Annotated in this window: 18 protein-coding genes; 6 read left to right on the top strand and 12 right to left on the bottom strand. The window is 64.4% G+C overall.

Features of this window, described 5'->3' with window-relative positions; genetic code table 11:
• Nucleotides 1–101: 101 nt before the first annotated feature.
• The 5 genes from ACQE2J_RS13795 (at nt 102) to ACQE2J_RS13775 (ending at nt 4,133) form a co-directional block, all read left to right on the top strand.
• Complete coding sequence (locus ACQE2J_RS13795; protein WP_426937520.1) at nt 102–896, top strand: Bax inhibitor-1/YccA family protein; 795 nt, start codon at nt 102–104, stop codon at nt 894–896.
• Nucleotides 897–1,018: 122 nt separating this feature from the next.
• Nucleotides 1,019–1,345: a hypothetical protein gene (locus ACQE2J_RS13790; protein WP_426936488.1), complete on the top strand. Its 327-nt coding sequence runs from the start codon at nt 1,019–1,021 to the stop codon at nt 1,343–1,345.
• Between the two features lie 412 nt (nt 1,346–1,757).
• Complete coding sequence (locus ACQE2J_RS13785; RefSeq protein WP_135537953.1) at nt 1,758–1,973, top strand: hypothetical protein; 216 nt, start codon at nt 1,758–1,760, stop codon at nt 1,971–1,973.
• Nucleotides 1,970–3,508 carry a sodium/proline symporter gene (locus ACQE2J_RS13780; RefSeq protein ID WP_426936487.1) on the top strand — a complete coding sequence of 513 codons (1,539 nt, stop codon included), beginning with the start codon at nt 1,970–1,972 and terminating at the stop codon, nt 3,506–3,508. Before ACQE2J_RS13785 ends, ACQE2J_RS13780 begins: the two co-directional genes overlap by 4 nt.
• A complete protein-coding gene (locus ACQE2J_RS13775) occupies nt 3,501–4,133 on the top strand; it encodes a hypothetical protein (protein WP_426936486.1) in 633 nt (210 codons plus the stop codon). Before ACQE2J_RS13780 ends, ACQE2J_RS13775 begins: the two co-directional genes overlap by 8 nt.
• A gap of 107 nt (nt 4,134–4,240) precedes the next feature.
• On the opposite strand, the gene ACQE2J_RS13770 is transcribed toward ACQE2J_RS13775, so the two are convergent.
• The 10 genes from ACQE2J_RS13770 to ACQE2J_RS13725 all read right to left on the bottom strand — a co-directional run bounded on the left by ACQE2J_RS13770 (nt 4,241) and on the right by ACQE2J_RS13725 (nt 15,366).
• A complete protein-coding gene (locus ACQE2J_RS13770) occupies nt 4,241–4,903 on the bottom strand; it encodes a Na+/H+ antiporter NhaC family protein (protein ID WP_426937519.1) in 663 nt (220 codons plus the stop codon).
• A gap of 42 nt (nt 4,904–4,945) precedes the next feature.
• Nucleotides 4,946–6,405 (bottom strand): IS3 family transposase gene (locus ACQE2J_RS13765; RefSeq protein WP_425120636.1). Its coding sequence is split into 2 segments (ribosomal slippage): nt 4,946–6,048 and nt 6,048–6,405, totalling 1,461 coding nucleotides; the frame shifts between segments, so codons are not numbered across the junction.
• 71 nt (nt 6,406–6,476) lie between these two features.
• Nucleotides 6,477–7,277: a Na+/H+ antiporter NhaC family protein gene (locus tag ACQE2J_RS13760; RefSeq protein ID WP_426936485.1), complete on the bottom strand. Its 801-nt coding sequence runs from the start codon at nt 7,275–7,277 to the stop codon at nt 6,477–6,479.
• Nucleotides 7,274–8,416: a beta-aspartyl-peptidase gene (iadA, locus tag ACQE2J_RS13755; protein ID WP_135537960.1), complete on the bottom strand. Its 1,143-nt coding sequence runs from the start codon at nt 8,414–8,416 to the stop codon at nt 7,274–7,276. Before iadA ends, ACQE2J_RS13760 begins: the two co-directional genes overlap by 4 nt.
• Before the next feature lie 23 nt (nt 8,417–8,439).
• Nucleotides 8,440–9,270, bottom strand: coding sequence for an ABC transporter ATP-binding protein (locus ACQE2J_RS13750; protein ID WP_425119981.1), 831 nt, complete (start codon nt 9,268–9,270; stop codon nt 8,440–8,442).
• Nucleotides 9,267–10,058 carry an ABC transporter ATP-binding protein gene (locus tag ACQE2J_RS13745; RefSeq protein WP_426936484.1) on the bottom strand — a complete coding sequence of 264 codons (792 nt, stop codon included), beginning with the start codon at nt 10,056–10,058 and terminating at the stop codon, nt 9,267–9,269. The genes ACQE2J_RS13750 and ACQE2J_RS13745 overlap by 4 nt, the downstream gene beginning before the upstream one ends.
• Nucleotides 10,055–10,990, bottom strand: coding sequence for an ABC transporter permease (locus ACQE2J_RS13740; RefSeq protein ID WP_135537966.1), 936 nt, complete (start codon nt 10,988–10,990; stop codon nt 10,055–10,057). Before ACQE2J_RS13740 ends, ACQE2J_RS13745 begins: the two co-directional genes overlap by 4 nt.
• Entirely contained in the window at nt 10,987–12,087 is a 1,101-nt protein-coding gene (locus ACQE2J_RS13735; protein WP_426936483.1) for an ABC transporter permease, read from the bottom strand. Before ACQE2J_RS13735 ends, ACQE2J_RS13740 begins: the two co-directional genes overlap by 4 nt.
• A gap of 20 nt (nt 12,088–12,107) precedes the next feature.
• Nucleotides 12,108–13,676 (bottom strand): ABC transporter substrate-binding protein, encoded by a 1,569-nt coding sequence (locus ACQE2J_RS13730; RefSeq protein ID WP_426936482.1) that lies wholly within the window; start codon nt 13,674–13,676, stop codon nt 12,108–12,110.
• 202 nt (nt 13,677–13,878) lie between these two features.
• Nucleotides 13,879–15,366: a malate:quinone oxidoreductase gene (locus tag ACQE2J_RS13725; protein ID WP_426936481.1), complete on the bottom strand. Its 1,488-nt coding sequence runs from the start codon at nt 15,364–15,366 to the stop codon at nt 13,879–13,881.
• 64 nt (nt 15,367–15,430) lie between these two features.
• Here ACQE2J_RS13725 and ACQE2J_RS13720 point away from each other — a divergent pair, with 64 nt between their 5' ends.
• A complete protein-coding gene (locus ACQE2J_RS13720) occupies nt 15,431–16,354 on the top strand; it encodes a LysR family transcriptional regulator (protein WP_135537970.1) in 924 nt (307 codons plus the stop codon).
• A gap of 92 nt (nt 16,355–16,446) precedes the next feature.
• Here the strand turns inward: ACQE2J_RS13720 and ACQE2J_RS13715 are convergent, their stop codons facing one another.
• Together ACQE2J_RS13715 and ACQE2J_RS13710 are read right to left on the bottom strand one after the other, a co-directional pair.
• Nucleotides 16,447–18,579 carry an iron ABC transporter permease gene (locus ACQE2J_RS13715; RefSeq protein WP_240689596.1) on the bottom strand — a complete coding sequence of 711 codons (2,133 nt, stop codon included), beginning with the start codon at nt 18,577–18,579 and terminating at the stop codon, nt 16,447–16,449.
• 3 nt (nt 18,580–18,582) lie between these two features.
• Nucleotides 18,583–19,626 carry an ABC transporter substrate-binding protein gene (locus ACQE2J_RS13710; protein ID WP_135537971.1) on the bottom strand — a complete coding sequence of 348 codons (1,044 nt, stop codon included), beginning with the start codon at nt 19,624–19,626 and terminating at the stop codon, nt 18,583–18,585.
• Nucleotides 19,627–19,669: the final 43 nt, after the last annotated feature.

Genomic DNA, 19,669 nt, shown 5'->3' with positions numbered 1-19,669 from the left:
AGACCGTCCCGTTAGACTGTGACCGTGAAACATCGTCAGTGCAGCCTCTCGGCTGTGCACATTCTGCTCAGATCGAAAGGATCTCGACCGTGAGTAACCCCATGATGAACCGGGCTATCAATCAGGGAGCCCAGGCCGGCCGCAATCAGCCGGTCATGTCCGACCAGGAACTCAACGACCTGTTCAACAAGCCGGCCGCCGAGAATCGCAACGCCGGACCCCAGGTCGCCGACCGGGCGATGACCTACGACGACGTGATGATGAAGACCGGTGTGCTCTTCGCCATCCTCGTCGCCGGAGCCGCCGTCGGCTGGTTCGTGCCGGCCCTGGCGTTCCCTGCGATGCTCATCGCCCTCGTCCTCGGACTCGTCAATGCCTTCAAGAGGGAACCGAACAAGGGCCTGATCATCGGCTATGCCGCATTCGAGGGTGTCTTCCTCGGCGGGATCTCCTCGTTGTTCGAGAACATGTACCCCGGCATCGTCATCCAGGCTGTGCTCGCCACGCTCTGTGTCTTCGGTGTGATGCTTGCACTGTTCAAGTTCAAGGGCGTGCGCTACGGCTCGAAGATGAAGAAGTTCCTGCTCATCGCCGTCGGCGGTTACGCGATCTTCTCGATCATCAACCTCGGCGTCTCGCTGTTCACCGGCACCGGCGGTGCCCGCAGCATGCCGATCCATATCATGGGAATGGAATTCCCACTCGGCGTCATCATCGGCATCCTCGCCACGGTGCTCGCCGCGATGACGCTGATCATGGACTTCCAGATGATCGAAGAGGGCGTCAAGCACAAGATTCCGGAGAAGTACTCCTGGATGTGCGCGTTCTCCCTCATGGTCACCCTGGTGTGGCTCTACATCGAGATTCTGCGCCTCATCTCCTACTTCAGAGACTGAGTCGACGCCGACCGCAGGAACCTCACGCATGCGGTTGAGAGCTGACTGACCGAAGGGCGGATTCCCCGATGGGGGATCCGCCCTTCGGCGTCCCGCCGGGGCAGAAGGACTATCATGAACGCATGACCACGGCAGCGGCAGAGCTCGAGACCGAGGTGCGCCGACTGCGCATCCGCATCATCTCTCTGACGAGCACTCAACTCGACGAGGCGGCCCCACCGGCCGCGAGCCGTCGCGAAGCCATCCGCTCCGCTCTCACCGAATTCTCTGCCCTCGGATCGCAGGCACGCCCGGTCCCGCGGCTGGGCGACCAGAACCTCGCCGATCAGGTCGTCGTGCTCCTCGAACATGGTCTGCACTCGTCCGCGGATCTGCCGGAAGCGGCCCGCGATGAACGGATTCGCGCCCTCACCGAGGCAGCCGTGCGTCTGCGTCGCCGGCTCGCCTGAGGACGCAGCAGCAGGGGAGAGACTGCAAACGGACGCTTCGGTACCCAGGACAAACTCGCCCTCATCGTCGGCATCGCCTCAGGCGGTGCCGGGTTCGGGGCGCTCATCGGCTGGATGGGTGCGCGCCGGCCCGACGGGAGTCGAACTCGACGTTTCCGGCCTGACGCCCCGCGAACGATGATTTCTACCGCATCGATGCCGCTCTCATCCCGCCGTCGATCGACGCAGAGGATTGGCAGCTGCGCATCCACGGCGCCGTGACTTGTCTCCACGACCGCCGATTCACCGTGGAATGACAGCTCCTGCCTGTTCCCAGCATGTGAACTCGAACCCCCGGCGCGGTCGAGACGGGGCAATGTTGTAACCTCACTCACAGGTTCTCGATTCCCTGCGTCACAACGAGGTGGTCAATGTGTTCGGTCTTCCGACGGCGACGGTCGTCATCATCTTCGGCATCCCCGCGATCTGGGTGATCTACACCCTCGTCTTCGTAGTCCTCTCCCGAGGCTGGAAAGCCGAGGACGTCGCCGAGGACGCGGCACTGGCCAACACTCGGGCGAGCGCGAAGGGCGGATCTGCGACCGACGGCGGAGCCGCCTCGGCGGGAGAGAACGGGGGACTGGCATGAATATCGAAACATGGTTCCTCGTCATCTACTTCGTCGCGATGGCCGGCATCGGAGTGTGGACGCTCAAGATCGGGTCGAAGGGCAGTGAAGGCTACCTGCTCGGCGGTCGCAGTCTGGGGCCAGCGGTGACCGCTCTTCGTCTGCAGTCCTCGTCGATGTCGGGCTACATGTTCCTCGGTGCGGGGTCGCTTGCGTACACGAAGGGCTACTTCTCACTCTGGTACGCGATGGGCGACATCGGCGGCGGTGTGCTCAATCTGTCGATCCTCGGCCGGCGGATGCGCAAACTCTCCCAGATACTGGGCTCGCTGACTTCGATCGAATACCTCGAACACCGGTACCCGTCGAAGTGGATCCGCGCGATCGCGGCCCCGGTGGCGCTGTTCTGCATCTTCTTCTACGTGATGAGCCAGTTCATCGCCGGCGGTCGCGGCCTCGAGATGGTCACCGGGATCCCCTACGCCTGGGCGCTGCTCATCGCCGTCGGCGTCATCGTCTTCTACACCTTCCTCGGCGGATACCTGGCCGTGGCCTATACGGACTTCGTGCAGGCGATCATCATGCTCATCGGCATGGTCTGGATCCTCATCGCCACCCTCCAGGCGGTGGGCGGATGGACCGCAGGAAACGAGGAGGTCGGACGGATCAACCCGAATCTGCTGACCATGTGGGGTCCCGATGGAATCGAATCCGTGCAGTGGGGAGTCATCGTCGGCGCTGTCCTCGTCTTCTCCATCGGCTACATGGGCTGGCCGCACGTCAACGTCAGCCACATGGCGATGAAGCGGCCCTCGGTCGCCCGGACGGCGAGCATGTACGCCACGGGCTTCAACCTCCTGTTCATCCCCGCGCCCTACATCGTCGGCGTCATGGCGCTCATCCTCCTGCCGACCTTGGACAATCCGGAGCTCGCGGTCTTCCAGGTCGCCGACTCCGTGCTGCCGGACTTCGCCGTGGGCATCGTCATGGCCGGCATCATGGCCGCGATCATGTCCACCGCCGATGCGCTGCTGCTCCAGTCGGGCACGATCGCCAGCCAGGACCTGTTCCAGCGCTTCGTCAAGAAGGACATGTCCGATCAGCAGTCCGTGTGGGTCTCCCGGTTCACCGTGCTCGTGCTCGCGATCATCGGCTATCTTGTGGCCGTGAACGATCCGCCGGCCGTCGCCGAGGTGGTCATCTTCTCCACCACGGTGCTCGGCGCCGCATTCGTCCCCGTCTACATCGCCGCCGCATGGTGGAAGAAGGCGAACGTGCCCGGAGCGATCTCCTCGATGATTCTCGGTACCGTGTCCTCCGTCGTATGGCAGCTGACCGGTCTCGTCGATGTCACCGGCGTCGACCCGATGGGCGTCGGGATCGTGTGCTCGACCCTTGCCCTCATCTTCGTGTCCCTGGCCACGCAGAAATCGCATCCTGTCCCGGCACACGTCGTTGCGGCACTGAAGGAGACCGACAAGATCGGTGCCATCCCCGCACATATGCTCACCGGCCAGAACGATGCGCTCGCCGCGCAGGTGCCCAAGGATGCGTGAGCACCCGGACAGTTTGCCCGGCGGGGGAGAGAAGCCTGAGCTGATCGTCCCGGAATCGGCGTTGAGACTGGCGCCGAACATCACCGCCGCCGAGGCGCGCGCAGTGTTCGAGCGCAAGCTGCCCCATGCGACCGCCGAGGTCCGAAAGGTCCTCCACCCCTTCTGGTGGACGGTGCTCAGCGCCCGCACGCGCAGCATCTTCCGGCGAGCCGAACGGTCGTGGTCTGCCGCCCCTGTTCCAGCGGAGACGAGTCCCAGGCAGCGAATGAACGTCCTGGTCAATGCCTATTCAGGCAAGGGGTACCTCGCGGACTTCGTTCCTCGGGGTGAGACGGTGGCCGTGGCAGAGTGGCTGGATTCCTTCGAATCCTCCGACCAGGCAGGCCCACAACCCGGTCCCGACGATGTGAGGCGAACAGCGCGCTCGTTGGTGCGCACGAAAGTCCTGAAAACGGTGAAACTGGGCATGAGACTGACCATCGAGGAGGCGGCCGCACCCAGCGGAATCCTCAAACCCAACTGGGTGGTCACCGGGGGCAACGACAAATACTCGGCGACGATCCTTGTCGACGGCCTCGACTCCTCCCACTACATCGTGCGGGTGGAGAAGCTGACTTCGGGGTGAGTGCGTCCCCGCGGGGACGCACCGATGGGCCAGCCTCAGTTCTTCGCGTCAGAGATGCAGAGCGCATGGCCGGCGGGATCGATGAGGACCACCCAGGTCTCGCCTGCCTAGGAGCGAAGCACTGGCCCGCGGCGTTTGGCGATGCCGAATCCGGTGTACCCGAGGATGATGGCAAAGGCGAAACCGACGTAGCAGAACACCGCCCACGGGGCGTAGTCGAGAACGGAGACACCCAGCACACCGGCCATGTAGACGCCTGCCGAGGACCAGGGAATGAGTGGAACGACGACCGTGCCGGAGTCCTCGAGCGTGCGTGAGAGGTTCTTCGCGTCCAAACCCCGATCAGCATAGGCCTTTTTGAACAGTTCCCCCGGGACGATGATCGACAGATAGGAATTGCCGGTCACAACGGCCATCGTGATGCATGAGAGGACCGTGGAGAGGACGAGATCACCTGTGCGCTTCACGAACCTCAGCAGGGATCGGATGATGGTCTCGAGAGCACCGGACTTGGACATGATGCCGGCGAAGGCGAAAGCACTGAACGCGATGAGGATGACACCGGTCATCGACGCCATGCCGCCCTGGGACACCAACTCGACGACCTGAGGGTCCAGATTCTTCAGGGTCGAGGACCCGACCTCGAGCATGTCCGGGGTGAACCCGTCGACGGTGGAGGCGAAGATCGATTCGAGACTGACCTTCTGAAAGATCGCCGCGAGGACCCCGGCAACCAGTGAGGAACCGATGATCGTCGGAAGAGTGGGCAGTTTGAGAACCGCTCCGCCGCGGAACCTGTCAACCTTTTTGGGTCACTTGCTGAGCTTCGTCGTTGAGTTTGCTGGCGGGGTCTTCTCGTCCTGGTCGGGCGGGTTGATCCAGGCTGTGGTGGGCAATGCCGGCGGGACTGGGTGGTGGCGGACGAACCGCTCGGGGTGGGCCATATAGGCCTTCTCGAGGACGCTGGCGCGGTGGTCCCGGATCTCGGCGGCGTAGCCGTGGTGGACGTCGATCGGGGTGTGCATGCCGATCCCGGAGTGGCGGTGGACGGTGTTGTACCAGCGGTAGAACTTGCTGCAGAACGCTCTGGCGTCCTCGATCGAGCCGAACTTCTCGGGGAACTCGGGCCGATACTTCAACGTCTTGAACTGCGACTCTGAGTACGGGTTGTCGTTGGAGCAGTGGGGGCGGGAATGCGTCTTGGTCACGCCCAGGTCGGCCAGCAGGAACGCGACCGGTTTCGAGGCCATCGAGGAGCCGTTGTCCGCGTGGATGGTCAGCTGATCACGGTCCACGTCCTGCTTGGCGATGGTCTCGCCCAGCAGCTTTTCGGCCAGCGCCGCCGACTCGGCGGGGGCGACCATCCATCCCACCGTGTAGCGGGAGAAGATATCGATGATCGAGTACAGGTAGTAGTACGTCCACTTCACCGGACCGTGGAGCTTCGTGATATCCCACGACCACACCTGATTCGGGCCCTCAGCTGCGAGTTCGGGCTTGACCCGGGGCGGGTGCGTGGCCTGGCGGCGTCGCTCACGGACCTCGCCGCGGCGGCGTAGCAGGCGATACATCGTCGAGACCGAGCACAGGTAGACACCCTCATCGAGCAGGACCGCGTGAATCTCGGCCGGGGCCATGTCCACGAACCGCTGCGAGTGCAAGACCGCGAAGACCTCGGCCTCCTCGGCTTCGGTCAGGGCCCGCGGCTGCCGGGCCGGCTCGCGGCGCTGACGCGGCGGTGCCGGGGACTGGCGATGGCGGCGGTAGTGGGTGGCCCGAGACCGTCCCACCGCCCGGCAGGCTGCTTTGGTGCCCACCAGCTCGGTGAGCTCGGTGATCGTCTCGTCGATCATCGCTTCTCGGGCTTGTCGTTGCTGCTGGTCGAGAACTGGTCCAGCAGCGCTGAGAGTTTTCCCTGGACCTCGATCACCGCCTCGGCCTTGTCCAGATCCGACCGCAACCGCTCATTTTCCTTCCGCAACCGCGCGGCTTCCTTCTGGGCTGCTGTGGCCGGTGCCGCGCCCCCGGAGCGACCCAGTGCCTCTTTGGCTCCGCGGTCGCGCTGGTCTCGCCAGGCGCTGATCAGCGAGGTATACAAGCCCTCCCGGCGCAGCAACGCGCCTCTGCCTTCGCGGTCCGCATTCTCGTACTCTGCCAGGATCTCGGCCTTGTACTTCGCGCTGTAGCGACGCCGGCAGGCCTTGGGCGGGACCTGCGGGTCAGGGACTTCATCCATACCCCCAGAATGCCTCGACTCGATCGGAGTTGTCATCGTTGTGTTCATCGCGGGGATACCTCCTCCCGCCCTCTACGACACCAAACCGGACCATCCGGGTGTCTCATCTAAGGCTGACACAGAGGGCCGAGGACGATGAGCATCGGCAGAAGCAGGAGGACATTGAAGGAGAAGAGACTGTCCAAGGTTCCCGTGACGGCAGTGATCTGATCCGAATCGGTTCCACCGGACTGCTGATTGATGCCGACGAACAGATAGAGCGCCAGCGCCACGACCGTGGCCGGGATCGTGGTGTAGAGCATGTGCCGAATGTGCTCCCACAAGGTGGTGCCGGCAGCGATCGGAGCCAGGTTCGTCGTATCCGAGAGCGGCGAGAGTTTGTCACCGAAGTACGCACCGGCGACGATCGTTCCGGCGGTCGCCGCCAGTGGTGCGTCCAAGCCCGCGGCGATTCCCATGAGGGCGACGCCCACGGTTCCCGCCGAGCCCCACGACGTGCCGGTGATGACCGAGACGATCGCGGAGATGACGAAGGCGATGAGCACGATGAACTGTGCGCTGATGAGGCCCAAGCCGTAATAGATCATCATCGGAATGGTGCCGGCGATCATCCAGGTGCCGATGAGAATGCCGATGGAGATGAGCACGAGCAGCGCCGGCATCGCAGTATCGAGCTTCTCCCTGATCCCCAGGAGCATCTCTTCCCAGCCCAGCCCCATCCGCAGAGCCACCAGGCCGGCGATGATCGCAGAGAGGATCAGAAGCGGTTCGGGCGCGAGTCCGAGAACGCCGTAGCCCACAGCCAGCAGCACGAGCATCGCGACCAGGGGCACCAGTGACCAGCCCAAGGACGGGGGCTTCTCCTCGATGTCGTCGGGGAAAGTCGTCGTGTCGTGCTTGTGGCTCATTCGAAGGTTCCTCGGATCTGCGGGGCGCCGTTGCGAACGACCTCTCGCCCCCGGGCAAAGGCGAGCTGAATGGTGTGGCTGCCATCGGTGAGGAGGATGTCGGCATCCGCTCCGATACGCAGGCGTCCCTTGTGCTCGAGGCCGAGGACATCTGCCGTATTGGAGGTGACGAGGGAGATGGCCTGAGACAGGTCGAGACCGGGCAGGTCGGCACACGCCCACACCTGCTCATACAGAGTCGTCTGCTTGGCAACATCCATGCCGATGAGCCGTCCGTCGGAGTCGAACTCCGGCAGGCTGCCGTTGGCATCGGAGGAGAGAGTGAGACGGCTGAGGTCCCCGCCGAGATCGATGTAGCGTTGCAGAGACTGCGTCGTCGTCGACGAGGCCGTCATATCGACCATGGCGCCCTTGGCAGCCAGATCGACCGCGTCGGCCAGCAGCTCAGGGGACCGGGTGATGTGGGTGGCGTAGATGGCCTGCGGTGCGATCGGATAGTCGTCGATGAGCCGATGCAGCGGGGCCAGGCGGGTCGTGTAGGGGCCGACGTGGAAGTGGGTGATTCCGGCCTTGCCGGACAGCAGCCCACCGACATGAGACTGGCTGACGAGCTCGGCCAGAGCCTCGACGGTGGGTTGGAACGAACGGCGGTCCGAGATCGCAACCTCGCCGACACCGATGACTTTGTCGATGAGGACGACATCATCGACGACGGCACCAGTCAGGGTCCGTGCCGGGACCTGGTAGCTGCCCGTATAGATGAAGGTGGAGATGCCTTCGGTCTCGAGAGCTCGGGCCTTGGCGAGGAGGTCGGCGTGGCTGCGGGTGACTCCGTCGGTTCCCAGACAGCCGATGACGGTGGTGACTCCGGCGCGCACGATGTCGCTGACCACGATCTCGGGGGTGCGGTTGGCGTAGCCGCCTTCGCCTCCGCCACCGGAGATGTGGACATGAGGGTCGATGAAGCCTGGAGTGGCTGTGAGCCCCTGGGCATCGATGACGGTGGCGTTGGGAAGACCATCGAGCGCCTCGGCGGGGAGATCACCGATGAAGGTGATCTGCTGCCCTTCGATGAGGATGTCCTGCTTACCGAGTCGTTCCGGGGCGCAGATATCGGCACCGCGCAGCAATGTGACCATGTTCCGCCTTCTCCTTGCAGCTGTTATCCGGGGATGATTCCCTTGCCGTCGACCTGGGGAATCGCAGCCAGCAGCTTCGTCGTGTACGGGTGCTGAGGGCTGTCCCAGATCTGATCGGTCGGGGCGACTTCGACGATGCGCCCGGCTTCCATGACGGCGACGCGATCAGCGATGTCACGCACGACTGACAGATCATGACTGATGAAGATCATCGACGCCCCGGACTTGATCGCGAGATCGCGCATCATGCGTGCGATTCGGGCCTGCAGGAAGGCATCGAGGGAAGCGATCGGTTCATCACCGACGAGCACCTTCGGCCCCGCCGCCAGAGCTCGGGCGATCGCGATGCGCTGCCGCTGCCCGCCGGAGAACGAATGGGAGTAGCGCTGTGCTGCGTCGGACGGAAGGTCGACCGCGTCGAGGAGTGATTCGACACTCCAGCGCCCGGAAGGGTCCAGAGCCAGCGCATCCTCGAGCTGGTCGCGAATTCGCCGACGGGGATTGAGCGAGGCATAGGGATTCTGGAAGACCATCTGAATGCCCAACAGGCGCGTGTCGCGCTTCTTCAGCCCCAGTGCCCTCACAGGACTGCCGTCGAAGGAGATCTGTCCTCCGGCCGGCTTCTCCAATCCGCAGATGAGCTTCGCCAGAGTGGACTTGCCGCAACCCGATTCCCCGACGAGCCCGAGGACTTCGGAGCGGCCCAGCTGCAGTGAGACACCGTCGACGGCGCGGAAGCGACCCCCGCCGTCGAGCTTGTATTCGCACGATACGGAATCGAGTGTGAGCAGAGGTGTTTCAGCCGAACCGTGCTTCTCGTCCGCCTCGGTTGGGGTGTCATCGGTCGATGTCATCGGGCGACCTCCGCTCCCGGCAGTGATTCGATGAGTGAACGAGTGTATTCGTGCTCAGGCGCGGTGATCACCGTTTCTCGGTCGCCGGTTTCGACGACGACGCCGTTCTGCATCACCACGATGGTGTCGGTCACCGACGACAGCACCCCGAAGTCGTGGGTGACGAGAAGCACCGCGAGGTCGAGATCGTCGCAGAGCTCCCTGAGCAGTCGGAGGATGCCGGCCTGCACCGTGACGTCGAGCGCTGTAGTCGGTTCGTCGGCGATGAGGACCTTCGGATCGCAGATGATTGCTGAGGCGAATGCGATTCGCTGGAGTTGGCCGCCGGAGAACTGGTGGGGATACTTATGGATTGCCTCGTCCGGATGCGGAACTTTCGTCCGACCGAGGATATCGACGGCTTTCGCAAGGGCCTTCTTCTTCGGCATCTTCTGGTGATGTCGCAGATGATCGGTGATCTGATCGCCGACGGTGAGCATGGGGTGGAACGCTGAGGCGGGATCCTGAAACACCATGGACAGCTGCACCCCGCGGAGACGATTGTGCTGTTTCGCGGGCATACCGACGAGCTCAACACCGTCGAAGTCGATGCTTCCGCTCAGTTCGGCCCCGGCGGGGGAGAGGCCCATGATGGCCAACCCGGTCTGAGTCTTACCGGATCCCGAAGCTCCGGCGACGCCGGTGATGCGGCCTGCTTCAAGATCGAATGAGACATCTTTGAGGATGTGTGCGGTCGTCTTGCCTGTGGTGACGGACAGGTTGAGGCCGTTGATGCTGATCATGCTCATGAGGTCGTCTCACCCACTTCCTGGGCAGTGTGCGGATCGAGGCTGTCACGCAGACTGTCTCCGATGAAATTGAAAGCCATGACGATAGTGAGAATGCACAGGCCGGGGAAGAACGCGATCCACCACGCAGCGAACTGCGAAACGCCTTCACTGATCATGGCACCCCAGTCCGGTGTCGGTGGGACCGCACCCAGAGACAGGAACGACAGTCCAGCCATGGTCAGGATGGCGGAACCGACATCGAGAGTGGCGAGGACGATCACCGGTGAGATGACGTTCGGAGCGATCTCACGCAGAAGGGACCTGCCTGCGCTGAATCCGAGGAGACGTCCGGCGATGACATATTCGCTGCTGCGCGCCGTCATCACCAGGGATCGGGTGACGCGGGCGTAAGACGGCCACGAAACGAGCAGGATCGCGATGATCGCATTCTTCAGGCCGGGTCCGAGCGCGGCGGCGATGACCATGGCCAGGATGATTGTTGGGAAGGCGAAGACGAGGTCGGCGATGCGCATGATGATCTCGTCGACGGCGCGGCCGAAGTAGCCGGCGATCGCACCGAGCACCGAGCCGAGGAGCGCAGAGCAGATGACGACGAACACAGCAGCAGGAAGAGTGGTCCTGGCGGCGACGACGATGCGTGAGAACACGTCGCGCCCGAGGGTGTCTGTGCCGAGGATGTTCTCAGCCCCCGGCCCAGTGAGCCGAGGGAAGTCCTGCGCCAGTGGATCGAACGGTGCGACAAGCGGTGCGAAGATCGCGAGGATCAGCCAGATGACGAGGATGGCAGCTCCGACGAAACCGAGCGGGGTGCGCAGCGATTTCGGGAACCGGAACTGCCAGCGTTTCACTACCGGGCCGAGGGGGTCCCCGGTGGCTGCCTCGGTGCGGGTCGATCCGGTGGCGGGGTGTTTGGGAGAACCGATACTCATCGCACCCTCACTCTCGGATCGACGAAGCCGTAGATCAGGTCGACGATGAAGTTGACGAGAATGTAGACGATGCCGATGACGAGGCCAACTCCCATGATCACGGGGAGATCGAGCGTCGTCGCTCCGCGATACGCATACTGGCCGAGTCCGTTCCAGGCGAAGACCGTTTCGGTGAGGACCGCACCGGAGAGCAGGGACCCGAACGCGAGTCCGACGACGGTGATGATCGGGACCAGCGCTCCGCGGAAGATGTACTTGAACACCACCGTGCGGGTTGGCAGCCCTTTGGCTTTCGCCGCGGTGACGTAGTCGAATCTGATGATGTCGAGGACGCTGGATCGACTGAATCGGGTGAGCAGTCCGATGGTGAAGAGTGCGAGCACGCACGAAGGCAGAACGAGATGTCCGAGAGCGTTCGTGAAGGTCGCCATCTGTCCGGAGAACAGCGCATCCACGGTGTAGAGCCCAGTGACCTTCGGCGGCGGAGTGATCCACGGGTCGAGTCGGCCGGCGCCGGGGACTACCCGGAGTTTGAAGAAGAACACGAAGTAGGCGACGGTCGCGATCCAGAAGGTCGGTGCCGAGATGCCGATGAGGCTGAGTGTGCGAATTGCATGGTCGACGATCGTGTTCTGTCTGAGAGCGCTGAGGAGTCCGAGGAGCAGACCGACAACGACCGAGATGAGGATGGCGCCGATGCCGAGTTCGATAGAAGCAGGAAAGACCTGGCCGATCGACTCCAGCACGGGCGTGCGTGTCTGGTTGGACACTCCCAGATCACCGTGCAGAAGATTGCTCAGATACGTGAAGTACTGGACGATGAGCGGCTGGTCGAGTCCGAGCTCTTCCCGTGTCTGAGCGACGATCTCCGGGTCCGCCGCCGCCCGGTCGCCGAGGATCGCCGCGACCGGGTCGGTGGGGACGAGGTTGGTGAGCAGGAACGTCACCACGGTGACTCCCCAGATCAGGAGGATTGAGATTCCGATCCGGATGAGGATGAAGCGCAGCAGAGGGTGGAGCTTGGGCGGTTCGATCCGCTGAGCCGCGTCGTTTTCAGCAGGGCCGGGCGGAGCCGCATCGCGGGTGCCCTGTGGCACAGTGGAGGCTCCCGCCATCCTCACTCGGCCTTCGCGAAGTCGAATGAGGTGTCAGCGTTGGAGACGAACTTCTGGATGCTCGACCCGACGGCGACGGTGTCGACCGGCTGGACCAGAGGAATCCACACTCCGGTGTCGGTGGTCGCTTTGTACAGCTTCTTGTAGGCAGCGTCACGGTCACTGTCCTTGGCCTTCGACGCTTCTGCTGCAAATTCTGCCAACTTGGGATCGGCGTCCTTTCCCCAGTTGACTCGTTCGGCGACGCTTCCGCCGGGGATGAAGACGTTGTAGTTCGTCGGGTCGGGAAAGTCGGCGCCCCAGGTGCCGATGCCCATGGGCTGTTTGGCCGAGCGGAACCCGTCGAGCTGAGTCGAACTCGGCGCAGGCTTGAGATCGAGGTTGATGTCGGCCTCCTTCAGCTGTGCCTGCAGGGTCTCCGCCAGCTGAGCCAGATCAACGCCGTTGACGGCCTGATCGCTCGAGTAGTGGAAGGGGATCTTCTCCCCGTCGTAACCGGCCTTCTTCAGAAGGGCCTTTGCCTTGGTGAGGTCACGTTCAGGAGCGTCGTCCTTCGATACTGCGCCGACGAATTCGTTCGGCACGAGGCTGGCCATGCGCTGCGATCCCTCTCCCGCGAGATCGATGAGCTTGTCATAGTCGATCGCGGCCATCACAGCCTTGCGGAAGTTCGGATCGGCGGCGGGCCCGCCGAGCTTCTCATCGGTGTTGTTGAAGATGTAGAGGCTGCGTGTCGACGGCAGGCTCGAGACCTTTCCCATCGACTCGTCGATCTGCTTCGCCTGATCGGCGTTGAGATCGTAGGCAACCTGGGCCTGACCGGACTGGATATCGGTCAGTTGGGTTTCGGCGGAGACGTTGCGCAGAACCACCCGCTTGAATTTCGGCTTCGGGCCGCTGTAGTGCTCGTTCGCCGTCAGCACCACCTGGCTGTCGGCATCGTACTTCTCAACCTTGTACGGTCCCGACCCTTGGGAGTTCTCGTTGAGGAACTGTTCGGCACCGTCGTTCTCATCCGTCGTTCCCTCGTTGTCTTTGACGACCTTCGAATTCACGATGCCGATCGAAGCGTTCGGCAGGATGTAAGGCAAGGCCGGATTGGGATCCTTGCTGATCAGCTTCACGGTTTCGTCATCGACCTTCTTCACCTTCACTCCATCGAGGAAGAAGGAGGGGTTGCCCTTGATGCCCTGGAGTCGCTCGAAGGAGAAGACGATGTCATCGACCGTGACCGGATCACCATTGGAGAATTTCGCATCCTTGTCCTTGAGGGTGAGTGTCATCTCCTTGTCGTCATCGGACATCTCGAATGAGCAGAGACCGTCGGTCGGTTTGGTCAGGTCACCGTCTTCGAACTCGAGCGCCGTCTGGTAGACGGCATTGTCAATGGTGGAGCCGGTGAACTCGAACTGTCGATGAGGATCGATCGTCTTGAGATTGAACGCTGTCTCCGCGACGATCGTGTCGCCGGCGCCCCCGGAGTCGTCAGAACCGCCGTTGCAGGCGGCAAGGCCCGCAGTCAGCGCGAGAGTCGAACAGATTGCCACGAAATTGCGGGTCAGACGCTTCATTGTGATCTCCCAAACGTTCAGTGTTGTAGGTCACACTAGAGTTGAAACGCCGGTTGTGCAATTCAACTTGCCACAACATTGTGGGGTTTCTGCTGTGGGCTTCCGCCAACGTCGCATCGGGCGAAACGGAGTCATGTGCAATTGCCTCTTCCACCGCCGAATCCGCGCTTTCGCGGTCGGCCTGCGACCGTGTTCATGTCGATCACCCACCGACCCGGTCCAACCCGAGGGGCGCAGCGGTATCGGCAAGCGTACGAGCGACCGCTTCGGCGTCCCAGTCGGTGCGGTCCCTGTCCGGGATGGCTTCGGACAGGACGGTCTTCCAAGCGTTGTGCCATTGGGTGGGGAAGGCGCGTTTGAGCAGATCGAGCATGATCGGCACCGCCGTCGATGCTCCGGGGGACGCGCCCAGCAGACCCGAGATCGACCCGTCGGCGGAGACGACGAGTTCCGTGCCCTGCTGGAGGATCCCGATCCGTGTGGGATCCGGTCTGACCAGCTGCGCTCTCTGCCCTGCGGGAATGAGCGTCCATTCGTTCTGACGCGCCTGGGGGAAATACCGTCGCAGCTGGGCGAACTTTCGGGTGGGACCGGCCGCCAGCTCCTTGACGAGGAAAGCGACGAGATCAAGATTCTGCACACCGGCCGCGGCGAGGACGTGCAGATTGTCCCACCGCAGTGTGGTGAAGAAATCGGTGAGTCGACCGTGCTCGAGCAGCTTCGTGCTGAAGGTCGCATACGGGCCGAAGAGCAGATGCTCCCGCCCGTCGACGACTCGTCGATCGAGGTGCGGCACCGACATCGGCGGGGCGCCGACATCGGCCTGACCGTAGACCTTCGCCTGGTGCCGGGCGACCACGGCCGGTGTCGAGCACCGGTAGAACGCGGCCCCGACCGGAAGGACGGCATAGCCGCGGACTTCAGGAACCTTCGCCTTCTGCAGAAGTCGCAGGGCGAACCCGCCGGCTCCGACGAAGACGGTCTTCGCCCGCACCCGGAATCTCCCGGCCGGTGACGCACCGGTGATCTGCCAGCCCGTCCCGGTGCGGTTGAGCCCATTGACTTCGTGACCGGTGCGCACCTCACCGGCGGCCGATGCGATGATGCTCGTCAGCGCACGAGTGAGTGCGCCGAAGTCGATATCCGTGCCTCGAGGATGGCGAGCGGCCGCCATCGGCTCACCGGTATTCGGTCGTCCGTCCATGGTCAGCGGCGCCCACTCGGCGATGACCTCGGGATCCTCGGTGTACTCCATGTCCGCAAACAGGGGGTCAGTGCGCAGGGTCGTCACCCGCGCACGCAGGTAGGCGACATCCTCGGCGCCGAAGACGAGATTCATATGCGTGGACGGATGGATGAACTCACTCGGCTCGAGCAGGCCCAGGCGCACGAGATGCGCCCACCATTGCCGGCAGAGGTGGAACTGCTCGGCGATCGAGGCCGCCTTCGACCCGTCGTCGGGATCCGGCATGTAATTGAGTTCGCAGAAGCCCGAATGCCCGGTTCCGGCGTTGTTCCAGGGATCGCTGCTCTCTGCGGCGAGGTCCTCGGCGCGTTCGAGCATGAGAATGCGCCACTGTGGTTCGAGCAGAGCGAGCATCGAGCCCAGGGTCGCTGACATGATGCCGCCGCCGATGAGCACGACGTCGGCGGCGGGAAGGGACGTGGAAGAGGCGGTGTGCGTTGTCATGTTTTCACCATGCGCTTCCCGGAATCATCCGTCCAATGAGCGGTTGGAATTATATGATCCGAATATGGAACAGTCATCTGAACCTCGCGGTGTCCCGCTGGCGGCGCTGCGGGAATTGGTCGCGTTGGCCGACGAGGACGGGCATCTGACCGACGCGGCCGCGTCGCTCGGCATCCCGCAGTCGACGATGAGCCGGCGCATCCACAGCCTCGAGTCCCGCCTCGGCGTGCCGTTGACCGTCCCGCGGGGCAGAGCCATCGGTCTCACCGACGCGGCCAGGGATCTTGTTGCGGCGGTGCGCACACCCCTGCGTGAGATCCACACGGCACTGGCCGACACCGCCGAGGTGGCCGATCCCGAGCATGGGACGATCCGATTCGGGTTCCCGCTGACGATGGGCGCCGGTGAGGTCCCCGACCTGCTGGCCGCTTTCAACCGGGCCCATCCGGGCATCCGGCTCGACCTCAAACAGGCCCACGGAGCCGAACTCGTCGCCGATCTGCAACGCGGTGCCCTCGACCTGGCGATCATCATCCCGGCCCCGCCGGAGGTTCCGCACGAGATCCTCGCCAGCCAATCGGTCGTCGCCGCCGTGCCTGCCGTCCATCCTCTGGCCGAGCGGAAGCAGACCACCGTGGCCGAGCTGGCGGGCGAGGAATTCATCTCCACTCCCGCGAGCTACAACCTGCGGACGCTGACCGACCGATGGTGTGCAGCCGCCGGTTTTGTCCCGCAGGTGAAGATCGAGGTCACGGAATTCTCGACGATCCGCGAATTCGTCGGCCGGGGGATGGGTGTGGCGCTCATTCCGCGCGCCGGACGTCCGGTGGACACCATCACCGAGGTGGAGCTGCGGGGGCCCGGCTACGTCCGGGAGATCGCCCTGTGCTCGGCGGTGCGCCGGCCCGGCCGCGTGGTGACCCGCCTGCGTGACTTCGTCCGTGAACAATCGGCCGGCTGGGCCCGACAGGGCGGGCCCGAAGGCTGACCGACGACAGAGAAAGCCCAGGGGCTGACTGACGGCTGAGAACCTGCGCGCCGCCGATGCAGACCGGCGGCACAGGGTGCGGTCGGGTCGGGTCAGGCGCGCGAGCGGGCGAGCAGATACACGAAGTAGGGGGCACCGATGAGGGCGACGATGAGCCCGGCCGGAATCTGTGCGGGAGCGATGACGGTCCGACCCAGTGCGTCGGCGACGACGAGCCCCACCGCGCCGAGGATCATCGCAGTGGGTACGACTCGCAGATGTCGGCTGCCGACGAGAGCACGGGCGGCGTGCGGAGCGACGAGACCGATGAACCCGACGACCCCGACCGCCGAGACGCTCACGGCCGCGAGGACGGCGGCAATGATGAGCACGCTCAAGCGCACCGGTTCGCGGGCAACACCGACCAGTCGGGGAGTGTCGTCATCGAGGGCGAGCAGATCGAGCTCTCGAGTCCACACGAATGCCACCGGGATCGCGATGAGCAGAACCACGGCGACGGGCGCGACATCGGCCCACACCCGGCCGTACGTGGAACCGGACAGCCAGGTGAACAGGGCGGGGGTGTCCCAGGGGTTCGCGCGGACGAGGAACAACGTGGTCAGCGCGGTGAATCCGAACCACAGGCCGATGCCGACGAGCACGAGACGGTCGGTGTTCATCCCGCCCCGCCACGACAGGCCGTAGACGATCGCGAAGGCCACGAGTGCACCGGCGATGCCGACAGCGGAGACGAGCCCGACCCCTGCACCCGGGATCACGGTGACGACGATGACCGCGCCCAGACCGGCCCCGCCCGTGATGCCGAGCAGACCGGGTTCGGCCAGAGGATTGCGGGCGCTGGCCTGGACGAGTGTGCCCGAAAGCCCGAGAGCGGCACCTGCGGCCAGCGCCGCCGCGACCCGCGGAGACCGCGAATCGAACGCGAAATCGATGACCGGCGCCGCCCGATCCTGCAGCCACAGAAGGACGTCGCCGAGGAGGTAGAGCCGTTCCCCGACGAGCAGCCCGAGAATCGAGACGACGAGGAGCAGCACGGCACCGGCACCGATGACGAGACCGGCCCGACGGGGGCCGATCACCGTCGACCGTGCCGCCGACGTCGCCTGCGCGGGTGTCGACGCGCGCAGCGTCCGGGCGAGGAGGACGAGCACGATGGCGCCGAGGACCGTCGTCGTCACCCCGGACGGCAGGGTGATCGCGGCAGTGGCGCCGATGATCGCCCGCAGCACCGCATCGGCGAGGATGACGATGATCGCCCCGATGAGCCCGGCCGCGGGAATGAGCACGGCATGCCGGGCGAGGATCGGGAAGGCCTTGGCAAGCAGCCGGGCAATGACGGGAGCGCAGAGCCCGACGAAGCCGATCGGTCCGGCCAGGGTCACCGCCGTAGCGGTGAGGACGACGGCCAGAAGGATCCCGATGGCCCGAGTGGATCGGACCGAGACTCCCAACGCGGAGGCCGCATCATCGCCGAGTCCGAGCAGATCCAAACGCCGGGACAGGGCGATCGCCGCGACGAGGATGAGCGCGATGACCGGGATGCTGCGCAGGGCCGCGGTGCCATCGAGCTGATTGAGGGTTCCTGAACCCCACGCGAAGAGACTCGTCGTCTCCTCGGAGAAGAGGATGAGCAGCGCCGAGGTGCCCGCCTGCAGGGCCATCGCCGTCGCCGTTCCGGCCAGTACCAGACGCGTCGTCGACGACTCCGCACCGCCGGCGAGTCCGAGCACGAGGGCTGCAGCGAGCAGACCGCCGAGGAACGCGACCCCGCCCGAGGCCCACATGGGGATGCTGATCCCGAAGGCGGTGACCACGGTGACAGCGAAATAGGATCCGCCGGTGACCGCAAGGGTATCCGGAGAGGCCAAGGGGTTGCGCGCCAGGGATTGGAACAGCGCCCCGGCGATGCCGAGAGCGATTCCGACGAGGATGCCCGCCCCCACGCGCGGCAGCCGCGACCCGAGGACTATGTCACGGACACCGGGTCCCGCCTCGGCGAGGGGAGAATCCGACCCGATGAGGGAGGCCAGCAGATCCCGGACGCCGATTCCCGAGGTGCCCTGGGTGATGTGCCAGATCGAGAGGAGGGCGAGGACGATGATGAGCCCGAGCAGAACCCCGGCGGCTGACAACGCACCGACGACCCCGCCGCGCCGACTGGCAACGGTCGGCGCCGCCGGTTCCCGGCCTGCGTGCGGGGTCATCGTGGGTGCGGTCGCGGTCATGGACTACTTCGTCAGCGCGTCGACGTAGGCGTTGAGGACCTGTTCGGAGGACTTCGGTCCGCCGAAGGTCCAGATTCCGGCCGGGAAAGCGGTGACGCGGTCCTCCTTGACGGCAGGGATGTTCGCCCAGATGTCGTTCTTCTTCAGCAAGTCGACGTAGTCCTCGGACTCGGGGTCCTCGGTGCCGGTGTAGAAGAAGTTCGCCTCGCCGACCTTCGCGATGCCCTCGATGTCGGTCTGTCCCAGCCCGTACGCGGGGTCGACTTCGCCGGTCCACGCGTTCTTCAGACCCAGTTCCTCGCCGAGCTCACCGATGAGCGAACCCTGCCCGAAGGGACGCAGCGCAACGTTCGAACCGTTGACCCAGCCGTCGAAGTAGACGAATTCCGTGGTCTCCGGCTTCGCCTCGGCGATGGTCTTCTTCGCATCCTGGAGTTCGGTGTCGAAGTCGCTGAGCACGGCTTCGGCGCGTTCGGTGCGGCCGGTCGCCTCGGCAACGGTGGTGAACGTGTCCTTCATGTATTTGACCGGGTCGTCTCCGTTCGCACCGGCCATTGCCATGACGGGGATTCCCTGGTCCTCGAGCTGCCCGACGATCTTGTCCTTGCGGTTCGCCGTCTCGATGATGACGAGATCCGGGTCGGCCGAGAGGATCGACTCGACATTGGGTTCCTGACGGGTGCCCACGTCGGTGGTGGATTCGGGCAGCGCCTCTGCAGTGTCCCACGTGGTGAATCCCTTGACGTCGGCCGCTGCGACAGGGTCGACGCACAGGGTGAGCAGATCCTCGGTGTACTGCCACTCGAGCGAGACGACCTTCGTCGCCGGCTTGTCGAGGGAGACCTCGTGGCCGGTGTCATCGGTGACCGTGACCGGATCCGTCGAGGTGGTGGTCGAGTCGTCCTGGCACGAGGCTGAGGACTGCGACTGCGCGTCCGCGGGGGCGTCGGTCTGCGTGGTCCCGCACCCGGTCAGAGCGAGGGCGCAGATTGCCGTCGCCGAGGCGAACGCAGCGAATGCGGAACGGGGCAGGGGTGTTGTCGTCATGGTCTTCTCTCTGGTGAGCCGATGAATGATCGGACGGTCTCGA

This window comes from Brevibacterium sp. LE-L, from assembly GCF_050214925.1.
Classification (GTDB): domain Bacteria; phylum Actinomycetota; class Actinomycetes; order Actinomycetales; family Brevibacteriaceae; genus Brevibacterium.
The sequence above is the reverse complement of the archived record's forward strand: the minus strand, read 5'-3'. Positions and strand labels throughout refer to the sequence as shown.

Excerpts from the sequence above, each read along its gene's own strand:
- ACQE2J_RS13795 (WP_426937520.1), top strand. The coding sequence starts at position 102 with ATGATGAACCGGGCTATCAATCAGGGAGCCCAGGCCGGCCGCAATCAG.
- ACQE2J_RS13790 (WP_426936488.1), top strand. The coding sequence starts at position 1,019 with ATGACCACGGCAGCGGCAGAGCTCGAGACCGAGGTGCGCCGACTGCGC.
- ACQE2J_RS13780 (WP_426936487.1), top strand. The coding sequence starts at position 1,970 with ATGAATATCGAAACATGGTTCCTCGTCATCTACTTCGTCGCGATGGCC.
- ACQE2J_RS13775 (WP_426936486.1), top strand. The coding sequence starts at position 3,501 with ATGCGTGAGCACCCGGACAGTTTGCCCGGCGGGGGAGAGAAGCCTGAG.
- ACQE2J_RS13760 (WP_426936485.1), bottom strand. The coding sequence starts at position 7,277 with ATGAGCCACAAGCACGACACGACGACTTTCCCCGACGACATCGAGGAG.
- iadA (WP_135537960.1), bottom strand. The coding sequence starts at position 8,416 with ATGGTCACATTGCTGCGCGGTGCCGATATCTGCGCCCCGGAACGACTC.
- ACQE2J_RS13750 (WP_425119981.1), bottom strand. The coding sequence starts at position 9,270 with ATGACATCGACCGATGACACCCCAACCGAGGCGGACGAGAAGCACGGT.
- ACQE2J_RS13745 (WP_426936484.1), bottom strand. The coding sequence starts at position 10,058 with ATGAGCATGATCAGCATCAACGGCCTCAACCTGTCCGTCACCACAGGC.
- ACQE2J_RS13740 (WP_135537966.1), bottom strand. The coding sequence starts at position 10,990 with ATGAGTATCGGTTCTCCCAAACACCCCGCCACCGGATCGACCCGCACC.
- ACQE2J_RS13730 (WP_426936482.1), bottom strand. The coding sequence starts at position 13,676 with ATGAAGCGTCTGACCCGCAATTTCGTGGCAATCTGTTCGACTCTCGCG.
- ACQE2J_RS13725 (WP_426936481.1), bottom strand. The coding sequence starts at position 15,366 with ATGACAACGCACACCGCCTCTTCCACGTCCCTTCCCGCCGCCGACGTC.
- ACQE2J_RS13720 (WP_135537970.1), top strand. The coding sequence starts at position 15,431 with ATGGAACAGTCATCTGAACCTCGCGGTGTCCCGCTGGCGGCGCTGCGG.
- ACQE2J_RS13715 (WP_240689596.1), bottom strand. The coding sequence starts at position 18,579 with ATGACCGCGACCGCACCCACGATGACCCCGCACGCAGGCCGGGAACCG.
- ACQE2J_RS13710 (WP_135537971.1), bottom strand. The coding sequence starts at position 19,626 with ATGACGACAACACCCCTGCCCCGTTCCGCATTCGCTGCGTTCGCCTCG.